Source organism: Streptomyces fuscigenes (assembly GCF_021556455.1).
In the GTDB taxonomy this organism is placed as follows: Bacteria; Actinomycetota; Actinomycetes; order Streptomycetales; family Streptomycetaceae; genus Streptomyces; species Streptomyces fuscigenes.
The window spans coordinates 1-21,420 of the sequence record NZ_JAKGCV010000048.1; the positions used below are offsets into that span (position 1 = coordinate 1).

A 21,420-nucleotide genomic window follows, 5' to 3' on the forward strand; every position below is an offset into this window, starting at 1 on the left:
CGGACGGCGGCGGCGCCGCGGCGCGGGCGGCTCGCACGCCGGCGCGGCGGCGCGAGCAGGTCCGGCCCGGACGGCACACACGGCAGCATCGACGGCTGCACGGCGAGAGGGAGCTTCCCATGCGGTACCGCACGCTCGGCAGGACAGGCATCAAGGTCAGCCCCGTCGCCCTCGGCGCGCTCATGTTCGCCACGTCGGTCGGCAACCCCGACCCGGACGACTCCGCCCGCATCATCCACAGGGCGCTCGACGCGGGCATCAACCTGATCGACACCGCCGACGCCTACGGCGACTCCGAGGAGGTCGTCGGCAGGGCGCTGCGGGGGCGGCGGGAGCGCGTCGTCCTCGCGACCAAGGTGGGCCGCCCCACGGGCGACGACCCCAACGCGCAGGGCGCCTCGCGCCGCTGGATCGTGACCGCGCTGGAGAACTCGCTGCGCCGCCTGGGGACCGACCACGTCGACCTCTACCAGCTCCACCGGCCGGACCCGGACACGGACATAGAGGAGACGCTGTCCGTGCTCTCCGACCTGGTCCGCGCCGGCAAGGTCCGGGCGGCGGGCCTGTGCAACACGCCGGCCTTCGGCATCGTCGAGGCGCAGTGGGCCGCGCGGCGGCGCGGCCTGGAGCCGGTCCACACCGAACAGCTGCCGTACTCGCTGCTCAGCCGCGGCGCCGAGCGGGACGTCCTGCCCGCCGCACAGCGCAGCGGTCTCGGCACGCTGGTGTGGGGACCGCTCGGGCAGGGCCTGCTCACCGGGCGGGTGCGCAGGGGCGGGCCGAACGCGCTGCGCCGCGCCGACCTCTTCCGGCACCTGCGCGACGAGCGCCGCCTCGACGCCGTCGAACGGCTCCTCCCGCTCGCCGAGGAGGCGGGCCTGCCCCTGACACACCTCGCGGTGGCCTTCACGCTCACGCACCCCGGCGTGACCAGCGCGATCGTCGGGCCGCGCACCATGGCGCACCTCGACGACCTCCTCGCCGGCGCGGACGTGGCGCTCGGCGACGACGTCCTCGACCGGATCGACGAGATCGTCCCGCCGGGCAGCGACGTCGGCACGCTCGACCAGGCGTACGTCGAGCCGGCCCTCCGGCAGCCCGGGCTGCGGCGCCGGCCCCTCGCCGGGCGCGCCGCCGCCGGCCGCGGTCAGAAGTAGTAGCGGGAGACCGACTCCGCGACGCACACCGGCTTCTGGCCGCCCTCGCGCTCGACCGAGACGCGCGCGGTCACCTGCACGGCGCCGTCGCCGACCTCCTTGACGTCCGTCAGCGCGCCGGTGGCCCGCAGCCGGGAGCCCACCGGCACCGGCGAGGGGAAGCGCACCTTCTCGGTGCCGTAGTTGATGCCCATCTTCACGTTCCGCACGCTCAGCACCTGCGGCAGCAGCATCGGCAGCAGCGACAGCGTCAGGTAGCCGTGCGCGATCGTCGTGCCGAACGGCCCGGCGGCGGCCTTCTCCGGGTCGACGTGGATCCACTGGTGGTCGCCCGTGGCGTCGGCGAACAGGTCGATGCGCTTCTGGTCGATCTCCACCCACTCGCTGTACCCGAGCTGCTCGCCGATCGCGGCGTGCAGTTCCGCGGCGGAGGAGAAGGTCCTCGGCTCGGTCATGTCCCCGGCTCCCTGTCGTCGTACCGAACGGTATGTACGGGACGCGCAGACGCCCCCCGCGCTGTCCAAGCGCTTGCTCAGGATGGTCGGGACCGTGCCGCGCTGTCAACGAGCCGGCGCGAACGGGCCCGCGCGTCCCCGTCCGTGCTCTCGCGGGCACGCGCGGCCCGGCCTCCGCGGCCGGCGTCGCGCCGACGTCCGCCGGGCACCCGGACCGGGCGCGTCGTACCGCGGCGTCGGACGAGGCGACCGCAGCCCGGTACGGCCGAGGGGGGCCGGCCACCGGCCGTCACGGCCGGCCGCCGGTTGCGTGAGGGGTGCGTCAGGCCGCCGTCAGCGCCTTGCCGCGGCCGTGCTTGGCGTGGGCCAGGGCGGCGGAGGTGAGGACCGGCTGCGGGACGACGATGCCGCACCCGGTGCACACCGGGCCGGACCAGGGTTCGTGGGTGAGGTCGGGGCGCCAGACGATCTCCCGGGCGGCGCCGCAGACGGGGCACGTCTCGCCGGGGCCGGACTCCAGGCCCGCGATCAGCCGGCGCAGCACCTCGGCGAGGGAGTCATGAGGGTGGACGCGGGGGTTGTCGCAACGGGCGACGCCGTTGCCGCCCCAGGTGAGCCGGTGCCAGTCGTCGAAGCTCCCGGGCTGGCGGAGCCCGTCGTGCTTCTCGCGCTTGCGGCGCTCGGCGAAGTCCACCTCGTACTGGAGCCAGACCGCCCGCGCCTCTTCGAGTTCTTCCAGGGCCCGCACCAGGCGGGCCGGCTCCGGGGACCTGTCCTCGGGCCCTATTCCGTGCCGCGCGCACAGGTGGTCCCAGGTCGCCCGGTGCCCGTAGGGGGCGAACCGCTCCAGGCACTTGCGCAGTGAATACCGCCGCAAGGCCAGATCGCAGCGCGGGTCGCGGACTTGTCTCGCGAGACTTCTGAATCCGGCCATCACATGCCACCTCCGTCAGTGGATCTCCGGAACTCCGGCGTTGTGGAATGGACGTACGCCTGCCCCATTCGGCTCCATCAAAAAGAGGATTGGCGCGACGGATACGTGAGGCCCGACCTTTTTACCCGACGATGACCCGCGTGAGCTGGGCCTTTACAACCGTATGACGACTGGCGTGCGAAAACTCCTCCCTTTTTTCACGGTGACCCATGCTCCCGGGAGCGGGGGCCCGCGCGCGCACGCGCCGTGCGAAGGGGAGTGCGATCCGGTGCGCGGCGCGTGCGGCCGAAGGCCCGCGCCGCCGCCGGGCGGCGCGGGCGGAGGGCTCAGCGGTAGACGAGGTAGTGGCGGCGCACCGCGCGGAAGGCGGCCAGCTCCTTCTGCCACGCGGCGACGACCTCGTCCGTGCTCGCGCCCGCGTCGATCATCGTGCCGACCAGGTCGGAACCGGTCAGCGTCGCGATGTCGTTGTCCGCGCGCCAGGCGAAGTCCTTGTAGAGGCGCTTCGCGGTGATCAGCAGGGCGATGCCGGTGCGGACGGCGTCGAAGGCGTCCCGGTCGTGGACGTGCAGTTGCAGGCCGCCCACGGTCTTGCCGGAGAACTTGGAGAACGTCGGCGCGAAGTACGCCTCGCGGAAGTGCGCGCCCGGCAGCTTCTGCGCGTTCGCGGCCGCCGCCCAGGCGGCGTCCAGGCCCTCGGCGCCCAGCAGCTCGAAGGGGCGGGTGGTGCCGCGCCCCTCGGAGAGGTTCGTCGCCTCGAACATGCAGGTGCCCGGGTAGACGAGCGCCGTGTCGGGCGTGGGCATGTTGGGGCTCGGCAGCACCCACGGCAGGCCGGTGTCGCCGAAGTACATCGAGCGGTCCCAGCCCGTCATCGTGACCGTCGTCAGCTCGGCCTTCTTCGCCAGGAACTCGCCGTTGTACAAGGAGGCGAGCTCCGCGACCGTCATGCCGTGCTGCTGGGAGATCGGTTTGCGGCCCACGAACGACGCGAACTCCTCGTGCAGCACGGGGCCCGTCGCCTCCCGTCCGCCGATCGGGTTGGGCCGGTCCAGCACCACGAACCGCTTGCCCGCGAGGGCCGCGGCCTCCATGCAGTCGTAGAGCGTCCAGATGTACGTGTAGAAGCGCGCGCCCGCGTCCTGGATGTCGAAGACGACCGTGTCGACGCCCGACTTGGTGAAGACGTCCGCCAGGGGCTTTCCGCTGACCTGGTAGGTGTCGTAGACGGGCAGCCCGGTCGCCGGGTCGGTGGAGGTGCCCTCGCCGCCGCCCGCCTGCGCGGTGCCGCGGAAGCCGTGCTCGGGGCCGAAGACCGCGACGAGGTCCACCCGGTGGTCCGCGTGCATCACGTCCACGATGTGGCGCACGTCGGCGGTGATGCCGGTGGGGTTGGTGACGACACCCACCTTCTGGCCGGCCAGGAGGCGGTAGCCGTCCGCGCTCAGCCGGTCGAACCCGGTGCGGACGCCGGTGCCGCCGCGGCCCCTCCCGCCGCCGCGGGCCGTCGTCCCGGCGACCGCGGGCGCGGCCGCCCCCACCGCCCCTGCGGCGCCGAGGGCCGTGCCCGCCGCTAGCAGACCTCGTCGGGACAGGTTCATGCCGCCACCTCCGTACCGCGTGCACCGCTCATCGACGTCCGCTCCGTACCGCGCGCAACGATCACTGCTGTCATGCCCACGCACGCTAGCTCCCGCCGGTTCCCGGAGGGAACGAGGCGGCCTCGGCTGATCGGGCGGAGGCCCTTCCGTGATGACATACCGACTGGTTAGTCTGCCTGTCAGCCGTGTCGGCAGCGCAGCCGACGAGCAGCCGAAGGGCAGGTGCCGATGGACAGCGTCGAGGGCGCGAAGGTCGTGGTGAGCGGGGCCGGGGGCGGCATCGGGGCCGCACTCGCCCGGAGATTCGCCGCCGGGGGAGCCCAGGTGGCCGTCAACGACCTCGACGCCGCCAGGGCCGAGGCCGTCGCGGCCGAGATCGGCGGCATCGCGGTCCCCGGGGACGCGGCGGAGACGGTCGGCGCGGCCCGCGAGGCCCTCGGAGGCCGGGTCGACGTGTACTGCGCCAACGCGGGCGTCGGCACCGGCGGCGACCCCATGAGCGACGACGACGTGTGGCAGCGCGCCTGGGACGTCAACGTGATGGCGCACGTGAAGGCCTGCCGCGCCCTGCTGCCCGACTGGCTGGAGCGCGGCGAGGGCCGGTTCGTCGCGACCGTGTCGGCCGCGGGCCTGCTCACCATGCTGGGCGCCGCGCCCTACAGCGTCACCAAGCACGGCGCGCTCGCCTTCGCCGAATGGCTCTCCCTGACCTACCGGCACCGGGGACTGCGCGTCCACGCCGTCTGCCCGCAGGGTGTGCGCACCGACATGCTGGCCGCGTCCGGCGAGGCCGGCCGGCTCATGCTCGCGCCGGACGCCATCGAGCCGTCCGAGGTCGCCGACGCGCTGTTCGAGGCGATGGCCGAGGACCGCTTCCTCGTGCTGCCGCACCCGCAGGTCGGCCGCTTCGCGCAGGCCCGGGCCGCGGACCCCGACCGCTGGTTGGAGACCATGAACCACTACCAGCAGAAGCTGGATTCGCTGAAGGCACCGGAAGGGGTCGCCGAGTGACCGCGTCGATCTATGCCGCCAAGCCCTGGCTCGCCCTCCTCAACGAGGACCAGCGCGCCCGCATAACGCCCGCCGACTCGGTGGTCGACGCCTTCCGCGCGGCGGCGGCCGAGGCCCCGGACCGGGCTGCCGTCGTCTACTTCGACGGCCGGCTCGGCTACCGCGAGACCGACGAGCTGAGCGACTCCGTGGCGGGCCACCTCGCCGCACGCGGCCTGGCCCGCGGCGACCGCGTCGCGATCATGCTCCAGAACAGCCCCCACTTCGTCCTCGCCCTGCTCGGCGCGTGGAAGGCGGGCGCGATCGTCGTCCCCCTCAACCCCATGTACAAGTCCGCCGAGGTCGGGCACGTCCTCGCCGACGCGGGGGTCTCCGCGCTGATCTGCTCGGACCGCGCGTGGGACGCGTACCTGCGCGACGCGGCCGCCGGGACGTCCGTGCGGATCGCGCTGACCGCCTGCGAGCGCGACCTGCAGACACGGGACGACGCCCGGGTCCTCGGCTTCGAGCGGCTGCCGCAGGCCGCGGACGCCGAGGACCTGCTGAGCGCCGCCCGCGCCGGGCTGCCCGCGCCGGCCGGGCCGGGACCGGCCCCCGCCGACACCGCCCTGATCAGCTACACCTCGGGCACCAGCGGCCGGCCCAAGGGCGCCATGAACTCCCACGGCAACATCATGTTCAACGCGGAGCGCCAGGCCACCGGGCAGGGCCTCGCCAGGGGATCCTGCTACTTCGCGCTCGCCCCGCTGTTCCACATCACCGGCATGGTGTGCCAGCTCGCCGCCTGCTTCGCCAACGCCGGCACACTGGCGCTGGCCTACCGCTTCGAGGCGGGCGTCGTCCTCGACGCGTTCGCCGAGCACCGGCCCGCCTACACGGTGGGCCCCTCCACGGCGTTCATGGCGCTCGCGGCGCACCCCGACGTCACACCGGGCCACTTCGCGTCCTTCGAGCAGATCAGCTCGGGCGGCGCGCCGCTGCCGCCCGCGCTCGTGGAGAAGTTCCGGGCGGCGTTCGGCCCGTACGTCCACAACGGCTACGGGCTCACCGAGTGCACGGCGCCCTGCGCGTCCGTCCCGCCCGGGGTCGAGGCGCCCGTCGACCCGGCGTCCGGGACGCTCGCCGTCGGCGTGCCGGGCCCCGACACCGTGGTGCGGATCCTGGACGACACCGGCGCCGAGGTGCCCTTCGGGGAACAGGGCGAGATCGCCGTGCGCGGCCCGCAGGTCGTCCCCGGCTACTGGAACATGCCGGACGCCACCGCGGAGGCCTTCCCCGGCGGCGAGCTGCGCACCGGCGACATCGGCTTCATGGACGAGGCGGGCTGGCTGTACGTGGTCGACCGCAAGAAGGACATGATCAACGCGTCCGGCTTCAAGGTGTGGCCCCGGGAGGTCGAGGACGTCCTGTACACGCACCCCGAGGTCCGCGAGGCCGCCGTCGTCGGCATCCCCGACTCCTACCGGGGCGAGAGCGTCAAGGCGTACGTGAGCCTGCGGCCCGGCGCGGCGGTGGACGGTGACGGGCTCGCCACGTACTGCAAGGAGCGGCTCGCCGCGTACAAGTACCCGAGGGCCGTCGAGATCCTGCCGGAGCTGCCGAAAACCACCAGTGGGAAGATCCTCAGGCGGGAGTTGCGTTCACGTAGGGACGCGTAGCGACACGAACGGAAAGGGTGGTGGCGGATCATGGCCAAGGCGACGGGGGGCGAGGGCGCCACGCCCGTGCCCCAGCGGCTGCTGGCCGCCGCCACCCGGCTCTTCGCGGAGCAGGGCTACGACCGCACCTCGGTGCAGGAGATCGTCGAGGCGGCGGGCGTCACCAAGGGCGCCCTCTACCACTACTTCGGCTCGAAGGAGGACCTCCTCCAGGAGGTCTACGCCCGCGTGCTGCGGCTCCAGCAGGAGCGCCTCGACGCGTACGCGGACGCCGACGAGCCGGTCGAGAAGCGGCTGCGCGACGCCGCGGCGGACGTCGTCGTGACGACCATCGAGAACCTCGACGACGCGTCGATCTTCTTCCGCTCCATGCACCACCTGAGCCCGGAGAAGAACAAGCAGGTGCGCGTGGAGCGCCGCCGCTACCACGAGCGCTTCCGCGACCTGGTCGAGGAGGGGCAGCGCACCGGCGTCTTCTCCACCGCGACGCCGCCGGACCTGGTGGTGGACTACCACTTCGGCTCGGTGCACCACCTGTCCACGTGGTACCGCCCGGAGGGGCCGCTCACCCCGCGCGAGGTGGCCGACCACCTCGCCGACCTGCTGCTGCGCGCGCTGCGTCCCTGACGAGCCGCCCCCTCGCGGCGCCCGCGCCCCGCACACCGCCCCGCCCCCGCCAAAGCGATCCGGCGGGGGCGGAACCGTGCGTCGCGCGGTGCGCGGCCGGGCGCGTACTAGGCGTGCTTCTTCAGCTCGCGCCGGGCCAGCGAGCGCTGGTGCACCTCGTCCGGGCCGTCCGCGAGGCGCAGCGTGCGGGCGTGCGCCCACAGCTCGGCCAGCGGGTGGTCCTGGCTCACACCGCCCGCGCCGTGCAGCTGGATCGCCTTGTCGAGGATGTCGAGCACCGCGCGGGGCGTCGCGATCTTGATGGCCTGGATCTCGGTGTGCGCGCCCCGGTTGCCGACGGTGTCCATCAGCCAGGCCGTCTTCAGCACCAGCAGCCGCAGCTGCTCCACGGACACGCGCGCGTCGGCGATCCAGTTCTGCACGACGCCCTGCGCCGCCAGCGGCTTGCCGAACGCCGTGCGCGCTGCCGCGCGCCGGCACATCAGCTCGATGGCGCGCTCCGCCATGCCGATCAGCCGCATGCAGTGGTGGATGCGGCCCGGCCCGAGCCGCGCCTGGGCGATGGCGAAGCCGCCGCCCTCCTCGCCCACGAGGTTCGCGACCGGGACGCGCACGTCCTCGAAGACGACCTCGGCGTGGCCGCCGTGGTGCCCGTCGTCGTAGCCGAACACGCGCATGCCCCGGCGCACCCGCAGGCCCGGGGTGTCCCGCGGCACCAGCACCATCGACTGCTGGCGCCGCACGTCCGCGCCGCCCGGGTCGGTCTTGCCCATCACGATGAAGATCCGGCACTCCGGGTTCATCGCGCCGGAGATGTACCACTTGCGGCCGTTGATGACGTAGCCGTCGCCGTCGCGGACGATGCGGGTCTCGATGTTCGTCGCGTCCGAGGACGCCACGTCGGGCTCCGTCATCGCGAACGCGGAGCGGATCTCGCCCGCGAGCAGCGGCTCCAGCCACTGCTTGCGCTGGGCGTCGTCCGCGAACTGCGCCAGCAGCTCCATGTTGCCGGTGTCCGGGGCCGCGCAGTTCAGCGCGGCGGGCGCCAGCTGAGGCGAGCGGCCGGTGATCTCGGCCAGCGGCGCGTACTGGAGGTTCGTCAGCCCCGCGCCGTACTCCTCGTCCGGCAGGAACAGGTTCCACAGGCCCTGGGCGCGCGCCGCCGCCTTGAGGTCCTCGACGACCGGCGGGATCCGCCAGGGATCGGCCGCCGCCTCGGTCTGCTCGCGCAGGACCGGCTCGGCCGGGTACACGTACTCGTCCATGAAGGCGAGCAGCCGATCCCGCAACTCCCGCGTGCGCGCGTCGAATCCGAAGTCCATGGGGTGATTCAGCCTTCCTGGAGGGTGGTGAGGCCGTGCCGGATGAACAGGGGCACCAGGTCGCCGATGCGGTCGAAGCCGCCGCCGACGGTGCGGCCCAGGGTGTAGCGGTAGTGGATGCCCTCCAGGATCACGGCGAGCTTGAACCACGCGAAGGCCGTGTACCAGGAGATCGCCGAGGTGTCCCGGCCGGAGCGGCGCGCGTAGCGCTCGATCAGCTCGGCCGGTTCGGGGTGGCCCGGCGCGCCGGCCGCCGTGCTGACGGGGGAGTCCGGCAGGTCCAGGCGGACGCTGTACATGACGAGCAGGCCCAGGTCCGTCAGCGGGTCGCCGAGCGTTGACATCTCCCAGTCCAGCACGGCCCTGATGCGGTCGTCGCCGTCGAGCAGGACGTTGTCGAGCCGGTAGTCGCCGTGCACCACCGCGGGCGCGGGCGAGGCGGGCAGCGCGCCGCCGAGCGCGCCGTGCAATTCGTCGATGCCGGGCAGGTCGCGGCTGCGGGACGCGTCGAGCTGCTTGCCGAAGCGCCGCAGCTGCCGGTCGAGGAAGCCCTCGGGGCGGCCGAAGTCGTCAAGCCCCACCGAAGCGGGGTCCACGGCGTGCAGGTCGACCAGCGTGTCCACCAGGCCCAGCACCGCGGCCCTGGTGCGCTCCGGCCCGAGGGGCGCCAGCTGCTCGGCCGTGCGGTACGGGGTGCCCTCCACGTACTCCATGACGTAGAAGGGGGCGCCCGTCACGGACTCGTCCTCGCACAGCAGCAGCGTCCCGGGGACGGGCACCGGCGTGTCGTGCAGCGCGCTGATGACGCGGTGCTCGCGCCGCATGTCGTGGGCGGTGGCGAGGACGTGGCCGAGCGGCGGCCTGCGGACGACCCAGCGGGCACCGTCGGGCGCGGCCGTGTCGTGCACCACGTACGTCAGGTTCGAGCGGCCCCCCTCGCACATCCGGGCCTCCAGCGGGCCCCGCACCAGGCCCGGCAGTTCGCGGTCCAGGTGGGCGCGCAGCCGGTCGAGATCGAGTCCGGGCGGGGGGACTTGGCTCATCGTCCGCTCCTTTGGTGGTCACGTGCCGGTCGGGCGCGGTGCCGCGGTCGCGTTCTGCGGCGCCTCTCATGATGCCGACCGGTCGGTATGTCGTCCAGTCCCGGGTGCCCTGGCGGGCGGGTCGTCCATATGAATATGGTTCACGTATGGATTCATCGCTCACGGTCGACCAGGTCCGGCTCACCCCGATACTCATCGCCGATCCTCCCCTGCTCAACACCCAGGGCGTGCATCAGCCCTTCACCCCGCGCCTGATCGTCGAGGTGATCACGCAGGGAGGCGTCGTCGGCCTCGGTGAGACGTACGGCGACGGCAAGTACCTGGAGCTGGCCCGCCCGCTGGCCGAGGCGCTGCCCGGCCACCGGATCACGGACGTGAACGGGCTCTTCGCGCTGGCCGACGAGGTGTGCGGCGAGTCACACCGCACGGAGTCCAATGTCGACGCGGGCGGGCTGCGCGGTGCGCAGACCCTCGACAAGCTCCGGCTTTCCGTCGTCTCCGCCTTCGAGGTCGCGTTCCTCGACGCGCTCGGCAAGCACCGCGGCGAACCGGTCCACTCGCTCCTGGGCGGCAAGGTCAGGGACGCCGTGGACTACAGCGCGTACCTCTTCTACCGCTGGGCGCAGCACCCCGCCGGCGCGCACCCCGCCGGGCTCGGCGTCGAGGACGAGTGGGGTGCCGCCCTCGACCCCGCGGGCGTCGTCGCGCAGGCCCGCCGCTTCGCCGACACCTACGGCTTCCGCTCCTTCAAGCTCAAGGGCGGCGTCTTCGCGCCGGACGAGGAGATCGCGGCGATCCGCGCCCTCGCCGAGGAGTTCCCCGGACAGCCGCTGCGCCTCGACCCCAACGGCGCCTGGTCCGTGCCGACCTCCCTGTACGTGGCCGAGCAGCTCGCCGGGGTGCTGGAGTACCTGGAGGACCCGGCGACCGGCACGGACCTGATGGCACAGGTCTCCGCGGGCACCTCCGTGCCCCTGGCGACCAACATGTGCGTCACGGCCGTGCCGGAGATCGCCGAGGCGTTCGCCCGCGACGCCGTGCAGGTCGTGCTCTCCGACCACCACTACTGGGGCGGGCTGCGCAGGACCCAGGAACTCGCGGCGATCTGCCGCGCGTTCGGCGTCGGCCTGTCCATGCACTCCAACACCCACCTCGGCATCAGCCTCGCCGCCATGACCCACGTCGCGGCCACCGTGCCCAACCTGGACTACGCGTGCGACAGCCACTACCCGTGGCAGACCGAGGACGTGATCACCGTCCGGCACACCTTCGAGGACGGGCGCCTCGCCGTGTCCGACGCGCCGGGCCTCGGCGTGGAGCTCGACCGCGACGCGCTGGCGGCGCTGCACCGCCGCTGGGCCGAGGACGACGGCACGATGCGCGAGCGCGACGACGCGGCGGCGATGCGCAAGGCGCACCCGGAGTGGGTGCGGCCCGCCCTGCCCCGCTGGTGACGCGCGCCGCGGGCGCGAGGACCCCGTACCGGGACCGCGCCCGCGGCGGCGGGAAGGGGCGGGGCGAGCGCCCGAGCGGACCCGTCCACCCCCGGCGGGCACATGACCCGGTCAGGCGTGGCAGGCCACCGGCCGGCCGCCGTTGAACGCCATCATGTCGCCGAAGACCAGCAGCGGGTCCAGCTCCGCCCCCTCGGGGCGGCCGTCCAACTCCGCGTACGCCCGGTGCAGGTTCGCCACGAGCCGCTCGCTCTCCTGGAGTCCGGCGAAGGCGCCGAGATCCGCGCCGCGCGCGGCCTCCAGCGGGCCGAGCCCCTTCGCGTGCCCTTCGCGCGCCACGTCGTCGACGAAGCGCAGGTAGCGCTCGGTGGCGTCGAACGCCGACGGGTCGGTGACCGGGCCGTGGCCCGGCACGACCACCTCGGCGTCCAGCGACCGCAGCACCGCGAGCGCGCGCAGGGAGCCGGCGAGGGAGCCGTTGAATATGAACGGTGTGCCGCCCTGGAACACCAGGTCCCCGGTGAACACCACGCCCTGCCCCGGCAGATGGACGATCGAGTCGCCGGTGGTGTGCGCGGGTCCCGGATGCACGACGCGGACCTCGACGTCGCCCACGTGCACCGTCATGCGCTCGCTGTACGTCACCGACGGCGCGACGACCGGCACCTCGCCGTACTCGGTGTCGGGCCACACCAGGTGGAGCTGGTGCCCCGCGGCGAGCTGCTCGCTGCGGCACGTCTCGTGCGCGACGACGGTGGCCTCCGGCGCGAACACGCCGTTGCCGTAGGTGTGGTCGCCGTGGTGATGGGTGTTGACCAGCGTGCGGGGGAGCGGCAGCCCCTGCCCCACGACCGCCTCGCGCAGCAGCCTGGCGCGCCGCTCCGTCGCCGCGGTGTCGACGAGGAGCGTCGTCGCCCCGTCGCTCACCACTCCGGCGTTGTTCAGGCACCAGCCGCCGTCCGGCTGGACGTAGGCGTGCGCCTGCGGCGCGACGCGGACGAGGTACGGGTCCATTGCGGGCATCGGATGTCCTTACGGTACGGCGCTGTCGGGAAGGTCGCGGTCCGGCCCGGCCTCGTTGCCGGGGGCGCGCCCCGTGGTGGGTCGGCGCGGATCCGCGGGAGGGTGCTCCCGCCCGCAGCTTGCCAGGTGAGCCCCGCGGTCGCCAGGGCCGCCGGAGGGCGGCCGCGCCCGGGCGGCGGATCGGCCCGACGGGCGCGCGGACCGTCGTGCGGGTGCCGAGGAGGGGTCAGTGGTGCGGGTGCCGGGGGAGCGGTCACAGGAGCAGCGCGGCCCCCAGGGCGGCGAGGCACACCGCGCACACCGCCGCGGTCCGCGCCGCCCCCTCGGACATCCGCGGCGGCCGCGCGGCGGCCAGCTGCGTCGTCCTGCGGTGGGCGACCGCGAGGAACGCCAGCCAGACCAGCGCCCCGAGCGCCACCGCGGCCAGGCCCCCCGGGGCGGCGCCGTCGTGGACCGCCTGGCGCACCGCGAGGATCGCGGCGACCGTGCAGGCCAGGGTCGTGCGTCGCCACGCGAGCCGGGTGCGCTCGGGCTGGAGCCCGGGGTCCCTGCGCTCGTCGGCGGGCGGGTCCCCGGGCGAGGAGGTCGTCATCCCCGGCTCAGCCGCCCCGGCCGAGCAACACCACGACGAGCATGCACAGCGCCAGCAGCCCGACGACGAGGCTCAGCGCGGCGGGGAACCGCGACCCGGGCAGGTCCTCGCCGCGGCGCATGGCGCGCTCGCAGCGCACCCAGTGGTTCACGGCGCGCAGCGAGGCCAGCGCGCCCACGGCGAGCAGCGCCACGGCCAGGGCGGCCCGCACCCGCCCGTCGAGGTGGGGCAGGAACTGGTCGACGGCGAACCCGCCGCCGACCAGCGCCAGCGCGGTGCGGATCCAGGCGAGGAAGGTGCGCTCGTTGGCGAGCGAGAAGCGGTAGTCGGGCGTGTCGCCCTCCTCGCCGATGCGGCCGGGCGCGAACCACAGCGCGAGGACGCGCCCCGGGCGCCCCGCGCCCGCCCCGCCGGGGCCCCCGGGCAGGTCAGGCACGGCCGGCCTCCGCTGCGGACCGGCCCTCGCGCAGGTAGCGCTCGTAGCGTTCGTACGCGGCACGCCCGTCCGGCACGAACTCCCAGGGCTCCGCCGGGCCCGCGCCGCCCTCCGGCACCTCGCCGCGCAGCCGCGCGGCCACCTCCTCGCGCGGCAGGAAGGCGTGCCACGCGACCTCCTCGGCCTGCGGGTCGACCGGGAGCGTGCACCGCACCTCGTACACCGCGGCCCACCACGAGCCGCGGCCGGCCGGCGCGTCGTAGAGGAAGCGGAACAGCGGGGTGGGGCGGGGCAGCCCCGACACGCCCAGCTCCTCCTCGGCCTCGCGCAGCGCGCCGTCGTCGTAGCTCTCACCGGGGCCGAGCACGCCGCCGACGAACAGGTCGTACAGCGAAGGGAAGATCAGCTTCGTCGGCGTCCTGCGGTGCACGAACAGCCGGTCGCGCGCGTCAGAGGCCAGGACGAAGGCGGTCCGGTGGCGCAGCCCGCGCGCGTACACCTCGCCGCGCGGCGCCCGGCCGATGACACGGTCGTCCTCGTCGACGACGTCCACGATCTCGTCTTCTGGAGCCATGGGCCCATCCAATCAAACGGCCGCTTCCCGCGGCGGTTGGGGCCGATACGCCCAGAACGCGCCGTGGCGGCCGTGAAACGCCCGTGCGCGAACCGTCACGGCGGTTGACTTGTTACCGGCGCGTACGGAAGATCGGACGGCAGGCACGGCGGACTCGGGAGCGGCGGGCATGGCGTACGACGCAGATGTGATCGTGATCGGTGCCGGGCTCGCGGGCCTCGTGGCGACGGCCGAACTCGTCGACGCGGGACGCCGGGTGATCCTCCTGGACCAGGAGCCCGAGCAGTCCCTCGGCGGGCAGGCCCACTGGTCCTTCGGCGGCATCTTCCTCGTCGACTCGGCCGAGCAGCGCCGCATGCGCATCAAGGACAGCCGGGACCTCGCCCTCCAGGACTGGCTCGGCACGGCCGGCTTCGACCGGGACGAGGACCTCTGGCCGCGCCGCTGGGCCGAGGCGTACGTCGACTTCGCCGCGGGCGAGAAGCGCTCCTGGCTGCACCGGCGCGGCGTCCGCTTCTTCCCGGTGGTGGGCTGGGCCGAGCGCGGCGGCTACGAGGCGACGGGCCACGGCAACTCGGTGCCGCGCTTCCACATCACCTGGGGCACCGGCCCCGGCGTCGTCGCGCCGTTCGAGCGGCGGGTGCGCGAAGGCGTCGCGAAGGGCCTCGTGTCGCTGCGCTTCCGGCACCGCGTCACCGGCCTCGCGTCCACCGGCGGCCACCTCGACACCGTCACCGGCGAGGTGCTCGAAGCGAGCACGGCCCTGCGCGGCACGCCCAGCAGCCGCACCGCCACCGGGGCGTTCGAACTGCGCGCCCAGGCCGTCGTCGTCACGAGCGGCGGCATCGGCGGCAACCACGACCTCGTGCGCGCCCAGTGGCCGAAGCGGCTCGGCACCCCGCCCCGGCACATGGTCACCGGCGTCCCGGCCCACGTCGACGGCCTGATGCTGGGCATCGCCGAACGCGCCGGCGCCCACCACATCAACCGCGACCGCATGTGGCACTACACCGAGGGCATCCAGAACTGGAACCCGATCTGGCCCGGTCACGGCATCCGCATCCTGCCAGGACCGTCCTCGCTCTGGTTCGACGCGCGCGGCCGGCGGCTGCCCGTCCCGCTGTTCCCCGGATTCGACACGCTCGGCACCCTCGAACACATCCAGCGCACCGGGTACGCGTACACGTGGTTCGTGCTCGACCGGCGCATCATCGGCAAGGAGTTCGCGCTGTCGGGCTCCGAGCAGAACCCCGACCTGACCGGCAAGTCCGTGCGGGGCGTCCTGGACCGGGCCCGCTCCGACGTGCCGGGCCCCGTGCGGGCCTTCATGGACAAGGGCGCCGACTTCGTGGTCGCGCGCGACCTGTCCCACCTCGTCAAGGGCATGAACGGCATGACGGAGGAAGCGCTGATCGACGAGGCGGACCTGCGCCGCCAGATCGTCGCCCGCGACCGCGAGATCGCCAACCCGTACACCAAGGACCTGCAGATCACGGCGGTGCGCGGCGCCCGCAAGTTCTGGGGGGACCGCCTCGTGCGCACCGCGCCCCCGCACCGCATCCTCGACCCGGCGGCGGGCCCGCTGGTCGCCGTGCGCCTGCACATCCTGACCCGCAAGTCCCTCGGCGGCCTGGAGACCGACCTGTCCTCCCGCGTCCTGACGGCGGACGGCGAGCCGCTGCCCGGCCTGTACTCGGCGGGCGAGGCGGCCGGCTTCGGCGGCGGCGGCGTGCACGGCTACCGCTCACTGGAGGGCACGTTCCTCGGCGGCTGCCTCTTCTCCGGCCGCGCCGCCGGCCGCGCGGCGGCAGCGGCGACGGGGTGAGGGTGCCTCGCCCGGGGCGGCCCGCCTGCTGAAGGCCCCTGCGGGGCCGAACGGCGGGCGACAGGCAGTTGCGCCCAGTCGGCGAGGGACGGGTGCCCCGCCGGGCGTCGGCGAGGGATGCGACGAGCGTGGTTGACAGTCAGGGCTTGTATCCGCGCTGGTCACGTCGGTCGCCGTCGAAGTCGGGCAGGGAGTCTCGGGCGTCGCCGGACATGTACTTGTCCCTGGCGCCTTGGCGGCGGCGCTTCGCCGTCTGGAGTCGGTCGCTGTTGTCTGGCAGGCCGACGATCAATGCTCCGGAGAAGGCATCGAGGGCCACGCGGAGGACGACTGGATCCTGTCCGTCAGCCCGGCCCCGGGCGGACGGATCTGGTTGCGCACCGCGCACTGCTGGGACATCCGGCCGGGCGTGCTTGCGATCACGCGCGTGCAGGCACTCGAAGTGCGCATGCACGGCGACGTGCGGCCGAGGCCGGTCAGCGGGCCGGGCTGCAAGCTGGGTTGGAACAGAGGCCTCCCGTGCATTACGAAGGCCCCACCGGATCGCGGTGGGGCCTTCGAGGTGTTGAACTCGCGCGGCTCTTAGCGGCCGTTGCCCTTGTGGGTGACCATGTAGAAGACCAGCGGAGCCAGTGCTGCGATGAGGGCCAAGGCGAAGACGGCCTCCCAAGGCATCTTGATGTCTGCGCATACCCACAACACGCCGATCGGGCCGAGCGTGGAGCCGAGAACCGGAACGGTCTTGGAGGTGACCTCCAGAAGTTGCTCCGCGTTCTCACCCGGCACGGTGATGCCGAGGTTGCCCCCGATCTTCTCGATCTTGAACCCGACGTGAGCGGCAAGGGAAGGGATCTCTTCGACCTCTCCGCCGCGCCCCGCGCTGGGTTCCGTGTTGGGGTCCGCGTTCTCGTTCCCTTCGTCCTGAGGGTCCGGATCCGCGGAGAATTCGTTATCGGACATGGCCGGCCTTTCGTCATGTGGGTCAAACGGATCCCGGGTGGATCCGAATATTGACCGCAAGAGCCGTATTGGCGTGGACGCTCGAGAGCTGAATGTCTCTGCGTCGAGCCAATGCGACATGAGGGCCGACCTGAGGGGTGGCTAGGTCGCACCCTCCAAGGTCGGGATCTTGCGGAAGTCAGTCATTGGTTCTCCTCTTTCGTGATCCTTCGTTGGGTTTCTCTGGCGTGGCAGGAGAGGCGGTTGCTCGCCGCCGTCCTGCTAGGCAGCATCGTACACAGGTCACAGGCTGATCACAAAATTGGCTCTGACCTGTCCCTTTGCGCTGTGCAGCACGTGATCTGCACCAGAAACACACCTATCTCGTGCACACTGTGCCTTGATGTGGTGCTTATATAGTGGCCATCTGGTACAGTAGATCAACGGATGGGGTTGCCGTTGACCCGGCAACGAGACTCCAGGGAGGTTGCGCGGAGGCGCGCTACACGCGAGAACGGAAAGGTGTACCGATGTCCCGCAATGCAGGGCTGCATGCTGTGCAAACAGAGAACGAGCGATTCACGGTGACGCTGATCGTTGCGGCCGTTCAAGCGGTGACGATGCTGATGAAGATGACCGGGCTTTCAAAGACGGATGTCATCAACCGTGCCGTGCAGATCTATGCGTTCCTTGCGCAACAGATGGCGGATGGAAAAGAAGTCGTGCTACGTGACAAGGACGGAAACCTTGAAAGGGTGCACATCATCTGATGCTGCAAGCTGCAAGGGCTGGCAGAGGGAAGGGCCCCACCCGACAAGGTGGGGCCCTTCCCTTCGCTCGTTCCTCAGTTGGTGGCTGCCGGCGTGGCGGAGCCGGGGGTGAGGAGTCGGGCCGCTCGTTGGGTGGCTTCACCAGCGTCTGTCTCGGGACCGCCACGGCACCCCTCGTCGTCTGGCTCCCCACGTGATCGCCGGGACAGACCTAAGCGCCCCGGCCCCGCCGCACCGGGCCGAGGGGCGCCACCCCGGCAGGCGCCGAGGCTGCGGGCCGCGCCTAAGCGTCCGCCCGCGCCCCCGGCGAGGCGCCCCGCCCCTCCGCCACCCGTGACGTCACGTCCCTGAGGTCGTCGAACGTCTCGCGCAGGACGGCGTGCAGCGCGCGCTCCGGGGGGCCGGTGATCCAGCGCTCGAAGGCGATCCTGAACGCGGTGATCCCCGCCTCCGCGGCCAGCCGCGCCGTGGGGCCGTCGACGCCGCGCCCGCGCAGCGCCTCGGTGACGGCGGCGCCGAGCGTCGCCAGCTTCACCAGCTCCCGTTCCTGGAGTTCCGGGTTCGCCTCGATGACGGCCTGGCGGGCCCGCGGCACGCCGTCGTGGTCGGCGAAGGTCGTGGCCGCCGCGGTTCCCAGCCCTTCGGCGACCGCCGCGATCGGGGCGAGCCCCGGCGGGGCGGCGGCGACCGAGTCCACGACGAGCGTCTGGAGCGCGGCCGCGCCGGCGAACAGGACGTCCCGCTTGTCGGTGTAGTGGCGGAAGAACGTCCGCTTCGTCAGCCCCGCGCGTTCGGCGATCTCGGCGACCGTCGTCTGCTCGAAACCCCGCTCCGTGTACAGCTCCATGGCCGCCTGTGCGAGGCGGCCGCGCGCGTTCGGCTCCCATCGACCCATGGCCCCAGTCTAGTGATGACACCTGGTGTCGTCAGTGGTACCTTGATGGCACCAGGTGACATCACTCGACCGGGTCCGGCGGCCTGCCGGCGCGCGGTCCTTCGGAGGTTTCCCATGCGTGTTTTCGTGACGGGAGCGTCGGGGCACATCGCCTCGGCCGTCGTTCCCCTGCTCGTCGCCGCCGGCCACGAGGTCGCCGGCCTGGCCCGCTCGGACGCCTCGGCCGCGGCGGTCGCCGCGCTCGGGGCCGAGGTCGTGCGAGGCGACCTCGACGACATCGGCGGTCTGCGGAAGGCCGCCGCGTCCGCCGACGGCGTCATGCACTTCGCCTTCAAGCACGACGCGATGGCCCGCGGCGACTTCGCCGGGGCCGTCGCATCCGATCTGCGCGTCCTGACGGCGTTCGGCGAGGAGCTGGACGGCACCGGGAAGGCCCTCGTGGCCATGGGCGGGACGATGATGCTCGCCCCGGACGGCAGGGCCGAGCGGCCGGTCACGGAGGAGGACACGATGGTCTCCGGGCCCCGCGTCGACGCGGAGAACCTGGTGGCGGGCCTGGCCGGGCGCGGCGTGCGCTCGTCCGTCGTGCGGCTGTCTCCGGTCGTGCACAGCTCGCTCGACCACCACGGCTTCGCCCCGATCCTGATCGGCCTCGCGCGCGAGAAGGGCTACGCGGGCTACGTCGGCGACGGCGCGAACCGCTGGCCCGCCGTGCACACGCTGGACGCGGCACGGCTGTGCGCGCTGGCCCTGGAGCAGGCGCCGGCCGGCTCGCGGCTGCACGCGGTGGCCGACGAGGGCGTCCCCTTCCGGGAGTTCGCCGAGCGGATCGGCCGGCACCTCGGCCTGCCCGCGCGGTCCGTCGACCCCGAGGACGCCGACGCCCACTTCGGCTTCCTGGGCCGCCTCGTCGGCCGCGACAACCCGATCTCCAGCGCCCGCACCCGGGAGCTGCTCGGCTGGGAGCCGGTGCACCCCGGCCTGCTCGACGACCTCGACCTCGGCCACTACTTCGCCACCGGCGCCTGAGGCCCACCGCGGGCGCCGTCGCCCGCCGTCGACACGGACGCTTGCGACACCCCCGCGGCGCCAGGGCGGCCCGCGCTCCGGGCCCGCGGCCGGTGGGCCCGGTGCGACGGGGGAGGCGTGGGCCCCGGGTCCATCTGTGACGGAAGTCTGACATCGCCGCCGGGAGGGGTTGCGCGCCCGCGCGCGGGTGTTCAATCGGGAGGGTGAGCGAGCAGAGCGGAAGCCGGCCCGGCCGGCCGCGGTACGGGTCCGGGCGGGAGCGGGACGCGGGGGACCTCGACGTCTCGGAACGCGAATCCCCGGACGGCAGCGACGGGAACGGGTGCCACGGGAACGGGAACGGGCACGACGGGGACGGGCGCGAGGGGCCGGACACGCCGGGGGCCGAGGCACGCCCCGGCAAGGGGCCCGCCGTGGGGCGGCGCGTGCTCCTCGGGACGCTGGCGCTCGGCGCCGGCGGCCTCGCGGCGGCGCCGTACCTGCAGGGCGGCCTGGAGAAGTTCCTCGGGGCGGCCTCCCAGGTCGACCCGACCGGCGTGGCCAACCTGCTGCCGAACGGCGGCGGATTCCGCTTCTACAACGTGGCCGCCTCCGTGCCCACCAAGACGGCCGCGACCTACCGGCTGAAGATCGACGGGCTGGTCGAGCGCCCGCGTACCTACACGCTGGCCGAATTGAAGGCGCTCCCGCAGACGCGCACCGACCTCGACGTCCAGTGCGTGACGGGCTGGCGGGTGCCGAAGGTCCCGTTCGAGGGCGTGCGGGTCTCCGACCTGCTGGACGCCGCCGGCGTGCGGGCGGAGGGCCGCGCACTGCGCTTCACGTGCTTCGACGGGACGTACAGCGAGAGCCTCACCCTCTCGCAGGCCCGCAGGGACGACGTGATGGTGGCGCTGCGCATGCAGGACAAGCCCATCAGCAAGGACCACGGCGGGCCCGTCAGGCTGTACGTGGCACCGATGTATTTCTACAAGTCGGCGAAGTGGCTCTCCGGCATCTCGGTCACCGACCAGGTGGAGCCCGGTTACTGGGAGGAGTACGGCTATGACGTCGACGGCTGGGTCGGACGGTCCAACGGACGCGACGACACCCCGACCGTCTGACGCGGCGACGCCCCGGCGGTCAGGTCCGGCGACGCCCCGGACGTCCGGCACCGCGGCGCCGCGGCCGTCCGGCGCCGAGGCCGCCGGGCGGGCCGCCGGGATCCGCCGCTTCTCGCTCGCCGAGCGGCTGGTGCACCGCACGACCAGCTGGCTGATGCTGCTGTGCGTGGGCTCCGCCGCCTTCCTCTACGTCCCGCAGCTCGCGGAACTCGTCGGCCGCCGCTACCTCGTCGTCACGGTCCACGAGTGGTCGGGGATCCTGATCCCGGTGCCGTTCCTCGCGGGCCTCGCCTCGCACGCGCTGCGCCGGGACCTGGAGCGGATCAACCGCTTCCGGCCCTACGACCGGGAGTGGCTGCGCGCGGTCCGCCGGCGCTGGCACTGGGAGGGCGCGCGTCCCTCGGGCAAGTTCAACGCGGGGCAGAAGATCTACGCGCCGTGGATCGCCGGCGCCACGATCCTGATGGTCTTCACGGGCCTGCTGATGTGGTTCACCGGGCTGTTCCCGCTGGTGTCCCGCACGAGCGCCACCTTCGTCCACGACTGGCTCGCCCTCGCCATCGGCATCGTGCTCTTCGGCCACATCGGCATGGCCTTCAAGGACCCGGGCGCCCGGCGGGGCATGCGCACCGGGTACGTCGACGAGGGCTGGGCCCGCCGCGAGCACTCGGAGTGGGAGGACGAGCGGGCCGAGGAGGAGCGGGAGCGGCCGGCCGGGGACCCGGGGCCGCGGCCCGTGCCCGCGACGGACCCGGCCGGGCGCCGGGACTGAGGTACTTCCCGGCGGCGCCCCGCGCGGCCGTGGCGGTTGCGCGCCGCGCGCCGGTCCGTCCCGTCGCGCACCGGCGCTGCGATCCCGTGGCCCTCGGTCCGTAGCCCCCGGCTCCGTAGCCCCAGCCCCCGGCCCGTAGCCCCCGGCCCGGGACACCCGCGCCCGCGGCGCCCCCGGGGCCGGACGCGGCGGAGGGGCGG

At 73.4% G+C, this 21,420-nt stretch carries 22 protein-coding genes; 10 read left to right on the top strand and 12 right to left on the bottom strand.

The window, feature by feature from the left end; translation table 11 throughout:
• Positions 1-119 precede the first annotated feature (119 nt).
• Complete coding sequence (locus L1885_RS07540; RefSeq protein WP_235796213.1) at positions 120-1,157, top strand: aldo/keto reductase; 1,038 nt, start codon at positions 120-122, stop codon at positions 1,155-1,157.
• Here L1885_RS07540 and L1885_RS07545 read toward each other — a convergent pair.
• The 3 genes from L1885_RS07545 to L1885_RS07555 all read right to left on the bottom strand — a co-directional run bounded on the left by L1885_RS07545 (position 1,148) and on the right by L1885_RS07555 (position 4,147).
• Positions 1,148-1,612 carry a MaoC family dehydratase gene (locus L1885_RS07545; RefSeq protein WP_235796214.1) on the bottom strand — a complete coding sequence of 155 codons (465 nt, stop codon included), beginning with the start codon at positions 1,610-1,612 and terminating at the stop codon, positions 1,148-1,150. The two genes, L1885_RS07540 and L1885_RS07545, sit on opposite strands and share 10 nt — an antisense overlap.
• 322 nt (positions 1,613-1,934) lie before the next feature.
• Positions 1,935-2,546 (bottom strand): hypothetical protein, encoded by a 612-nt coding sequence (locus L1885_RS07550; protein WP_235796215.1) that lies wholly within the window; start codon positions 2,544-2,546, stop codon positions 1,935-1,937.
• A 326-nt stretch (positions 2,547-2,872) separates the two neighbouring features.
• Positions 2,873-4,147: an exo-beta-N-acetylmuramidase NamZ family protein gene (locus L1885_RS07555; RefSeq protein ID WP_235796216.1), complete on the bottom strand. Its 1,275-nt coding sequence runs from the start codon at positions 4,145-4,147 to the stop codon at positions 2,873-2,875.
• Between the two features lie 228 nt (positions 4,148-4,375).
• Between L1885_RS07555 and L1885_RS07560 the strand changes: the two genes are divergently transcribed.
• Genes L1885_RS07560 through L1885_RS07570 form a run of 3 tightly spaced genes read left to right on the top strand, consistent with a single transcriptional unit; the run spans position 4,376 to position 7,443 of the window.
• A complete protein-coding gene (locus L1885_RS07560) occupies positions 4,376-5,158 on the top strand; it encodes an SDR family oxidoreductase (RefSeq protein ID WP_235796217.1) in 783 nt (260 codons plus the stop codon).
• Positions 5,155-6,816, top strand: a complete 1,662-nt coding sequence (locus L1885_RS07565) for a class I adenylate-forming enzyme family protein (protein ID WP_235796218.1) — start codon at positions 5,155-5,157, stop codon at positions 6,814-6,816. Before L1885_RS07560 ends, L1885_RS07565 begins: the two co-directional genes overlap by 4 nt.
• Before the next feature lie 30 nt (positions 6,817-6,846).
• Entirely contained in the window at positions 6,847-7,443 is a 597-nt protein-coding gene (locus tag L1885_RS07570; protein ID WP_235796219.1) for a TetR/AcrR family transcriptional regulator, read from the top strand.
• A 107-nt stretch (positions 7,444-7,550) separates the two neighbouring features.
• Here the strand turns inward: L1885_RS07570 and L1885_RS07575 are convergent, their stop codons facing one another.
• Together L1885_RS07575 and L1885_RS07580 are read right to left on the bottom strand one after the other, a co-directional pair.
• The gene (locus tag L1885_RS07575; protein ID WP_235796220.1) at positions 7,551-8,765 is read right to left on the bottom strand and encodes an acyl-CoA dehydrogenase family protein; all 1,215 of its coding nucleotides are present in this window, start codon (positions 8,763-8,765) and stop codon (positions 7,551-7,553) included.
• An 8-nt stretch (positions 8,766-8,773) separates the two neighbouring features.
• On the bottom strand, positions 8,774-9,808 hold the full coding sequence (locus L1885_RS07580; RefSeq protein WP_235796221.1) for a phosphotransferase family protein: 1,035 nt from the start codon (positions 9,806-9,808) through the stop codon (positions 8,774-8,776).
• A gap of 146 nt (positions 9,809-9,954) precedes the next feature.
• Here L1885_RS07580 and L1885_RS07585 point away from each other — a divergent pair, with 146 nt between their 5' ends.
• The gene (locus tag L1885_RS07585; RefSeq protein ID WP_235796222.1) at positions 9,955-11,262 is read left to right on the top strand and encodes a glucarate dehydratase family protein; all 1,308 of its coding nucleotides are present in this window, start codon (positions 9,955-9,957) and stop codon (positions 11,260-11,262) included.
• A 111-nt stretch (positions 11,263-11,373) separates the two neighbouring features.
• On the opposite strand, the gene L1885_RS07590 is transcribed toward L1885_RS07585, so the two are convergent.
• From L1885_RS07590 to L1885_RS07605, 4 genes are all read right to left on the bottom strand, one after another.
• Positions 11,374-12,285, bottom strand: a complete 912-nt coding sequence (locus tag L1885_RS07590) for an MBL fold metallo-hydrolase (protein WP_235796223.1) — start codon at positions 12,283-12,285, stop codon at positions 11,374-11,376.
• A 253-nt stretch (positions 12,286-12,538) separates the two neighbouring features.
• Positions 12,539-12,877, bottom strand: a complete 339-nt coding sequence (locus L1885_RS07595; RefSeq protein WP_235796224.1) for a DUF202 domain-containing protein — start codon at positions 12,875-12,877, stop codon at positions 12,539-12,541.
• 7 nt (positions 12,878-12,884) lie between these two features.
• Positions 12,885-13,304: a YidH family protein gene (locus tag L1885_RS07600; protein WP_235796233.1), complete on the bottom strand. Its 420-nt coding sequence runs from the start codon at positions 13,302-13,304 to the stop codon at positions 12,885-12,887.
• 1 nt (position 13,305) lies between these two features.
• Positions 13,306-13,887 (bottom strand): NUDIX domain-containing protein, encoded by a 582-nt coding sequence (locus L1885_RS07605; protein ID WP_235796225.1) that lies wholly within the window; start codon positions 13,885-13,887, stop codon positions 13,306-13,308.
• A gap of 169 nt (positions 13,888-14,056) precedes the next feature.
• Between L1885_RS07605 and L1885_RS07610 the strand changes: the two genes are divergently transcribed.
• Positions 14,057-15,712, top strand: coding sequence for an FAD-binding dehydrogenase (locus L1885_RS07610; RefSeq protein WP_235796226.1), 1,656 nt, complete (start codon positions 14,057-14,059; stop codon positions 15,710-15,712).
• Between the two features lie 139 nt (positions 15,713-15,851).
• Here the strand turns inward: L1885_RS07610 and L1885_RS07615 are convergent, their stop codons facing one another.
• Positions 15,852-16,031: a hypothetical protein gene (locus L1885_RS07615; protein ID WP_235796227.1), complete on the bottom strand. Its 180-nt coding sequence runs from the start codon at positions 16,029-16,031 to the stop codon at positions 15,852-15,854.
• A 263-nt stretch (positions 16,032-16,294) separates the two neighbouring features.
• Positions 16,295-16,672 carry a hypothetical protein gene (locus L1885_RS07620; RefSeq protein WP_235796229.1) on the bottom strand — a complete coding sequence of 126 codons (378 nt, stop codon included), beginning with the start codon at positions 16,670-16,672 and terminating at the stop codon, positions 16,295-16,297.
• A gap of 509 nt (positions 16,673-17,181) precedes the next feature.
• Between L1885_RS07620 and L1885_RS07625 the strand changes: the two genes are divergently transcribed.
• Positions 17,182-17,421, top strand: coding sequence for a hypothetical protein (locus tag L1885_RS07625; protein ID WP_235796230.1), 240 nt, complete (start codon positions 17,182-17,184; stop codon positions 17,419-17,421).
• A gap of 283 nt (positions 17,422-17,704) precedes the next feature.
• On the opposite strand, the gene L1885_RS07630 is transcribed toward L1885_RS07625, so the two are convergent.
• On the bottom strand, positions 17,705-18,316 hold the full coding sequence (locus L1885_RS07630) for a TetR family transcriptional regulator (protein ID WP_235796231.1): 612 nt from the start codon (positions 18,314-18,316) through the stop codon (positions 17,705-17,707).
• Between the two features lie 114 nt (positions 18,317-18,430).
• Between L1885_RS07630 and L1885_RS07635 the strand changes: the two genes are divergently transcribed.
• From L1885_RS07635 to L1885_RS07645, 3 genes are all read left to right on the top strand, one after another.
• Entirely contained in the window at positions 18,431-19,345 is a 915-nt protein-coding gene (locus L1885_RS07635; protein ID WP_235796232.1) for an SDR family oxidoreductase, read from the top strand.
• A 413-nt stretch (positions 19,346-19,758) separates the two neighbouring features.
• Positions 19,759-20,448 carry a molybdopterin-dependent oxidoreductase gene (locus L1885_RS07640; protein WP_235796234.1) on the top strand — a complete coding sequence of 230 codons (690 nt, stop codon included), beginning with the start codon at positions 19,759-19,761 and terminating at the stop codon, positions 20,446-20,448.
• A gap of 100 nt (positions 20,449-20,548) precedes the next feature.
• Positions 20,549-21,220 (top strand): cytochrome b/b6 domain-containing protein, encoded by a 672-nt coding sequence (locus L1885_RS07645; protein WP_308117288.1) that lies wholly within the window; start codon positions 20,549-20,551, stop codon positions 21,218-21,220.
• Positions 21,221-21,420: the final 200 nt, after the last annotated feature.

Bases quoted from the DNA above. Each gene is read 5' to 3' on its own strand.
- L1885_RS07630 (WP_235796231.1), bottom strand. From the start codon at position 18,316: ATGGGTCGATGGGAGCCGAACGCGCGCGGCCGCCTCGCACAGGCGGCC.
- L1885_RS07625 (WP_235796230.1), top strand. From the start codon at position 17,182: ATGTCCCGCAATGCAGGGCTGCATGCTGTGCAAACAGAGAACGAGCGA.
- L1885_RS07545 (WP_235796214.1), bottom strand. From the start codon at position 1,612: ATGACCGAGCCGAGGACCTTCTCCTCCGCCGCGGAACTGCACGCCGCG.
- L1885_RS07580 (WP_235796221.1), bottom strand. From the start codon at position 9,808: ATGAGCCAAGTCCCCCCGCCCGGACTCGATCTCGACCGGCTGCGCGCC.
- L1885_RS07585 (WP_235796222.1), top strand. From the start codon at position 9,955: ATGGATTCATCGCTCACGGTCGACCAGGTCCGGCTCACCCCGATACTC.
- L1885_RS07605 (WP_235796225.1), bottom strand. From the start codon at position 13,887: ATGGCTCCAGAAGACGAGATCGTGGACGTCGTCGACGAGGACGACCGT.
- L1885_RS07555 (WP_235796216.1), bottom strand. From the start codon at position 4,147: ATGAACCTGTCCCGACGAGGTCTGCTAGCGGCGGGCACGGCCCTCGGC.
- L1885_RS07570 (WP_235796219.1), top strand. From the start codon at position 6,847: ATGGCCAAGGCGACGGGGGGCGAGGGCGCCACGCCCGTGCCCCAGCGG.
- L1885_RS07610 (WP_235796226.1), top strand. From the start codon at position 14,057: ATGGCGTACGACGCAGATGTGATCGTGATCGGTGCCGGGCTCGCGGGC.
- L1885_RS07620 (WP_235796229.1), bottom strand. From the start codon at position 16,672: ATGTCCGATAACGAATTCTCCGCGGATCCGGACCCTCAGGACGAAGGG.
- L1885_RS07540 (WP_235796213.1), top strand. From the start codon at position 120: ATGCGGTACCGCACGCTCGGCAGGACAGGCATCAAGGTCAGCCCCGTC.
- L1885_RS07635 (WP_235796232.1), top strand. From the start codon at position 18,431: ATGCGTGTTTTCGTGACGGGAGCGTCGGGGCACATCGCCTCGGCCGTC.
- L1885_RS07595 (WP_235796224.1), bottom strand. From the start codon at position 12,877: ATGACGACCTCCTCGCCCGGGGACCCGCCCGCCGACGAGCGCAGGGAC.
- L1885_RS07575 (WP_235796220.1), bottom strand. From the start codon at position 8,765: ATGGACTTCGGATTCGACGCGCGCACGCGGGAGTTGCGGGATCGGCTG.
- L1885_RS07590 (WP_235796223.1), bottom strand. From the start codon at position 12,285: ATGCCCGCAATGGACCCGTACCTCGTCCGCGTCGCGCCGCAGGCGCAC.
- L1885_RS07560 (WP_235796217.1), top strand. From the start codon at position 4,376: ATGGACAGCGTCGAGGGCGCGAAGGTCGTGGTGAGCGGGGCCGGGGGC.
- L1885_RS07550 (WP_235796215.1), bottom strand. From the start codon at position 2,546: ATGGCCGGATTCAGAAGTCTCGCGAGACAAGTCCGCGACCCGCGCTGC.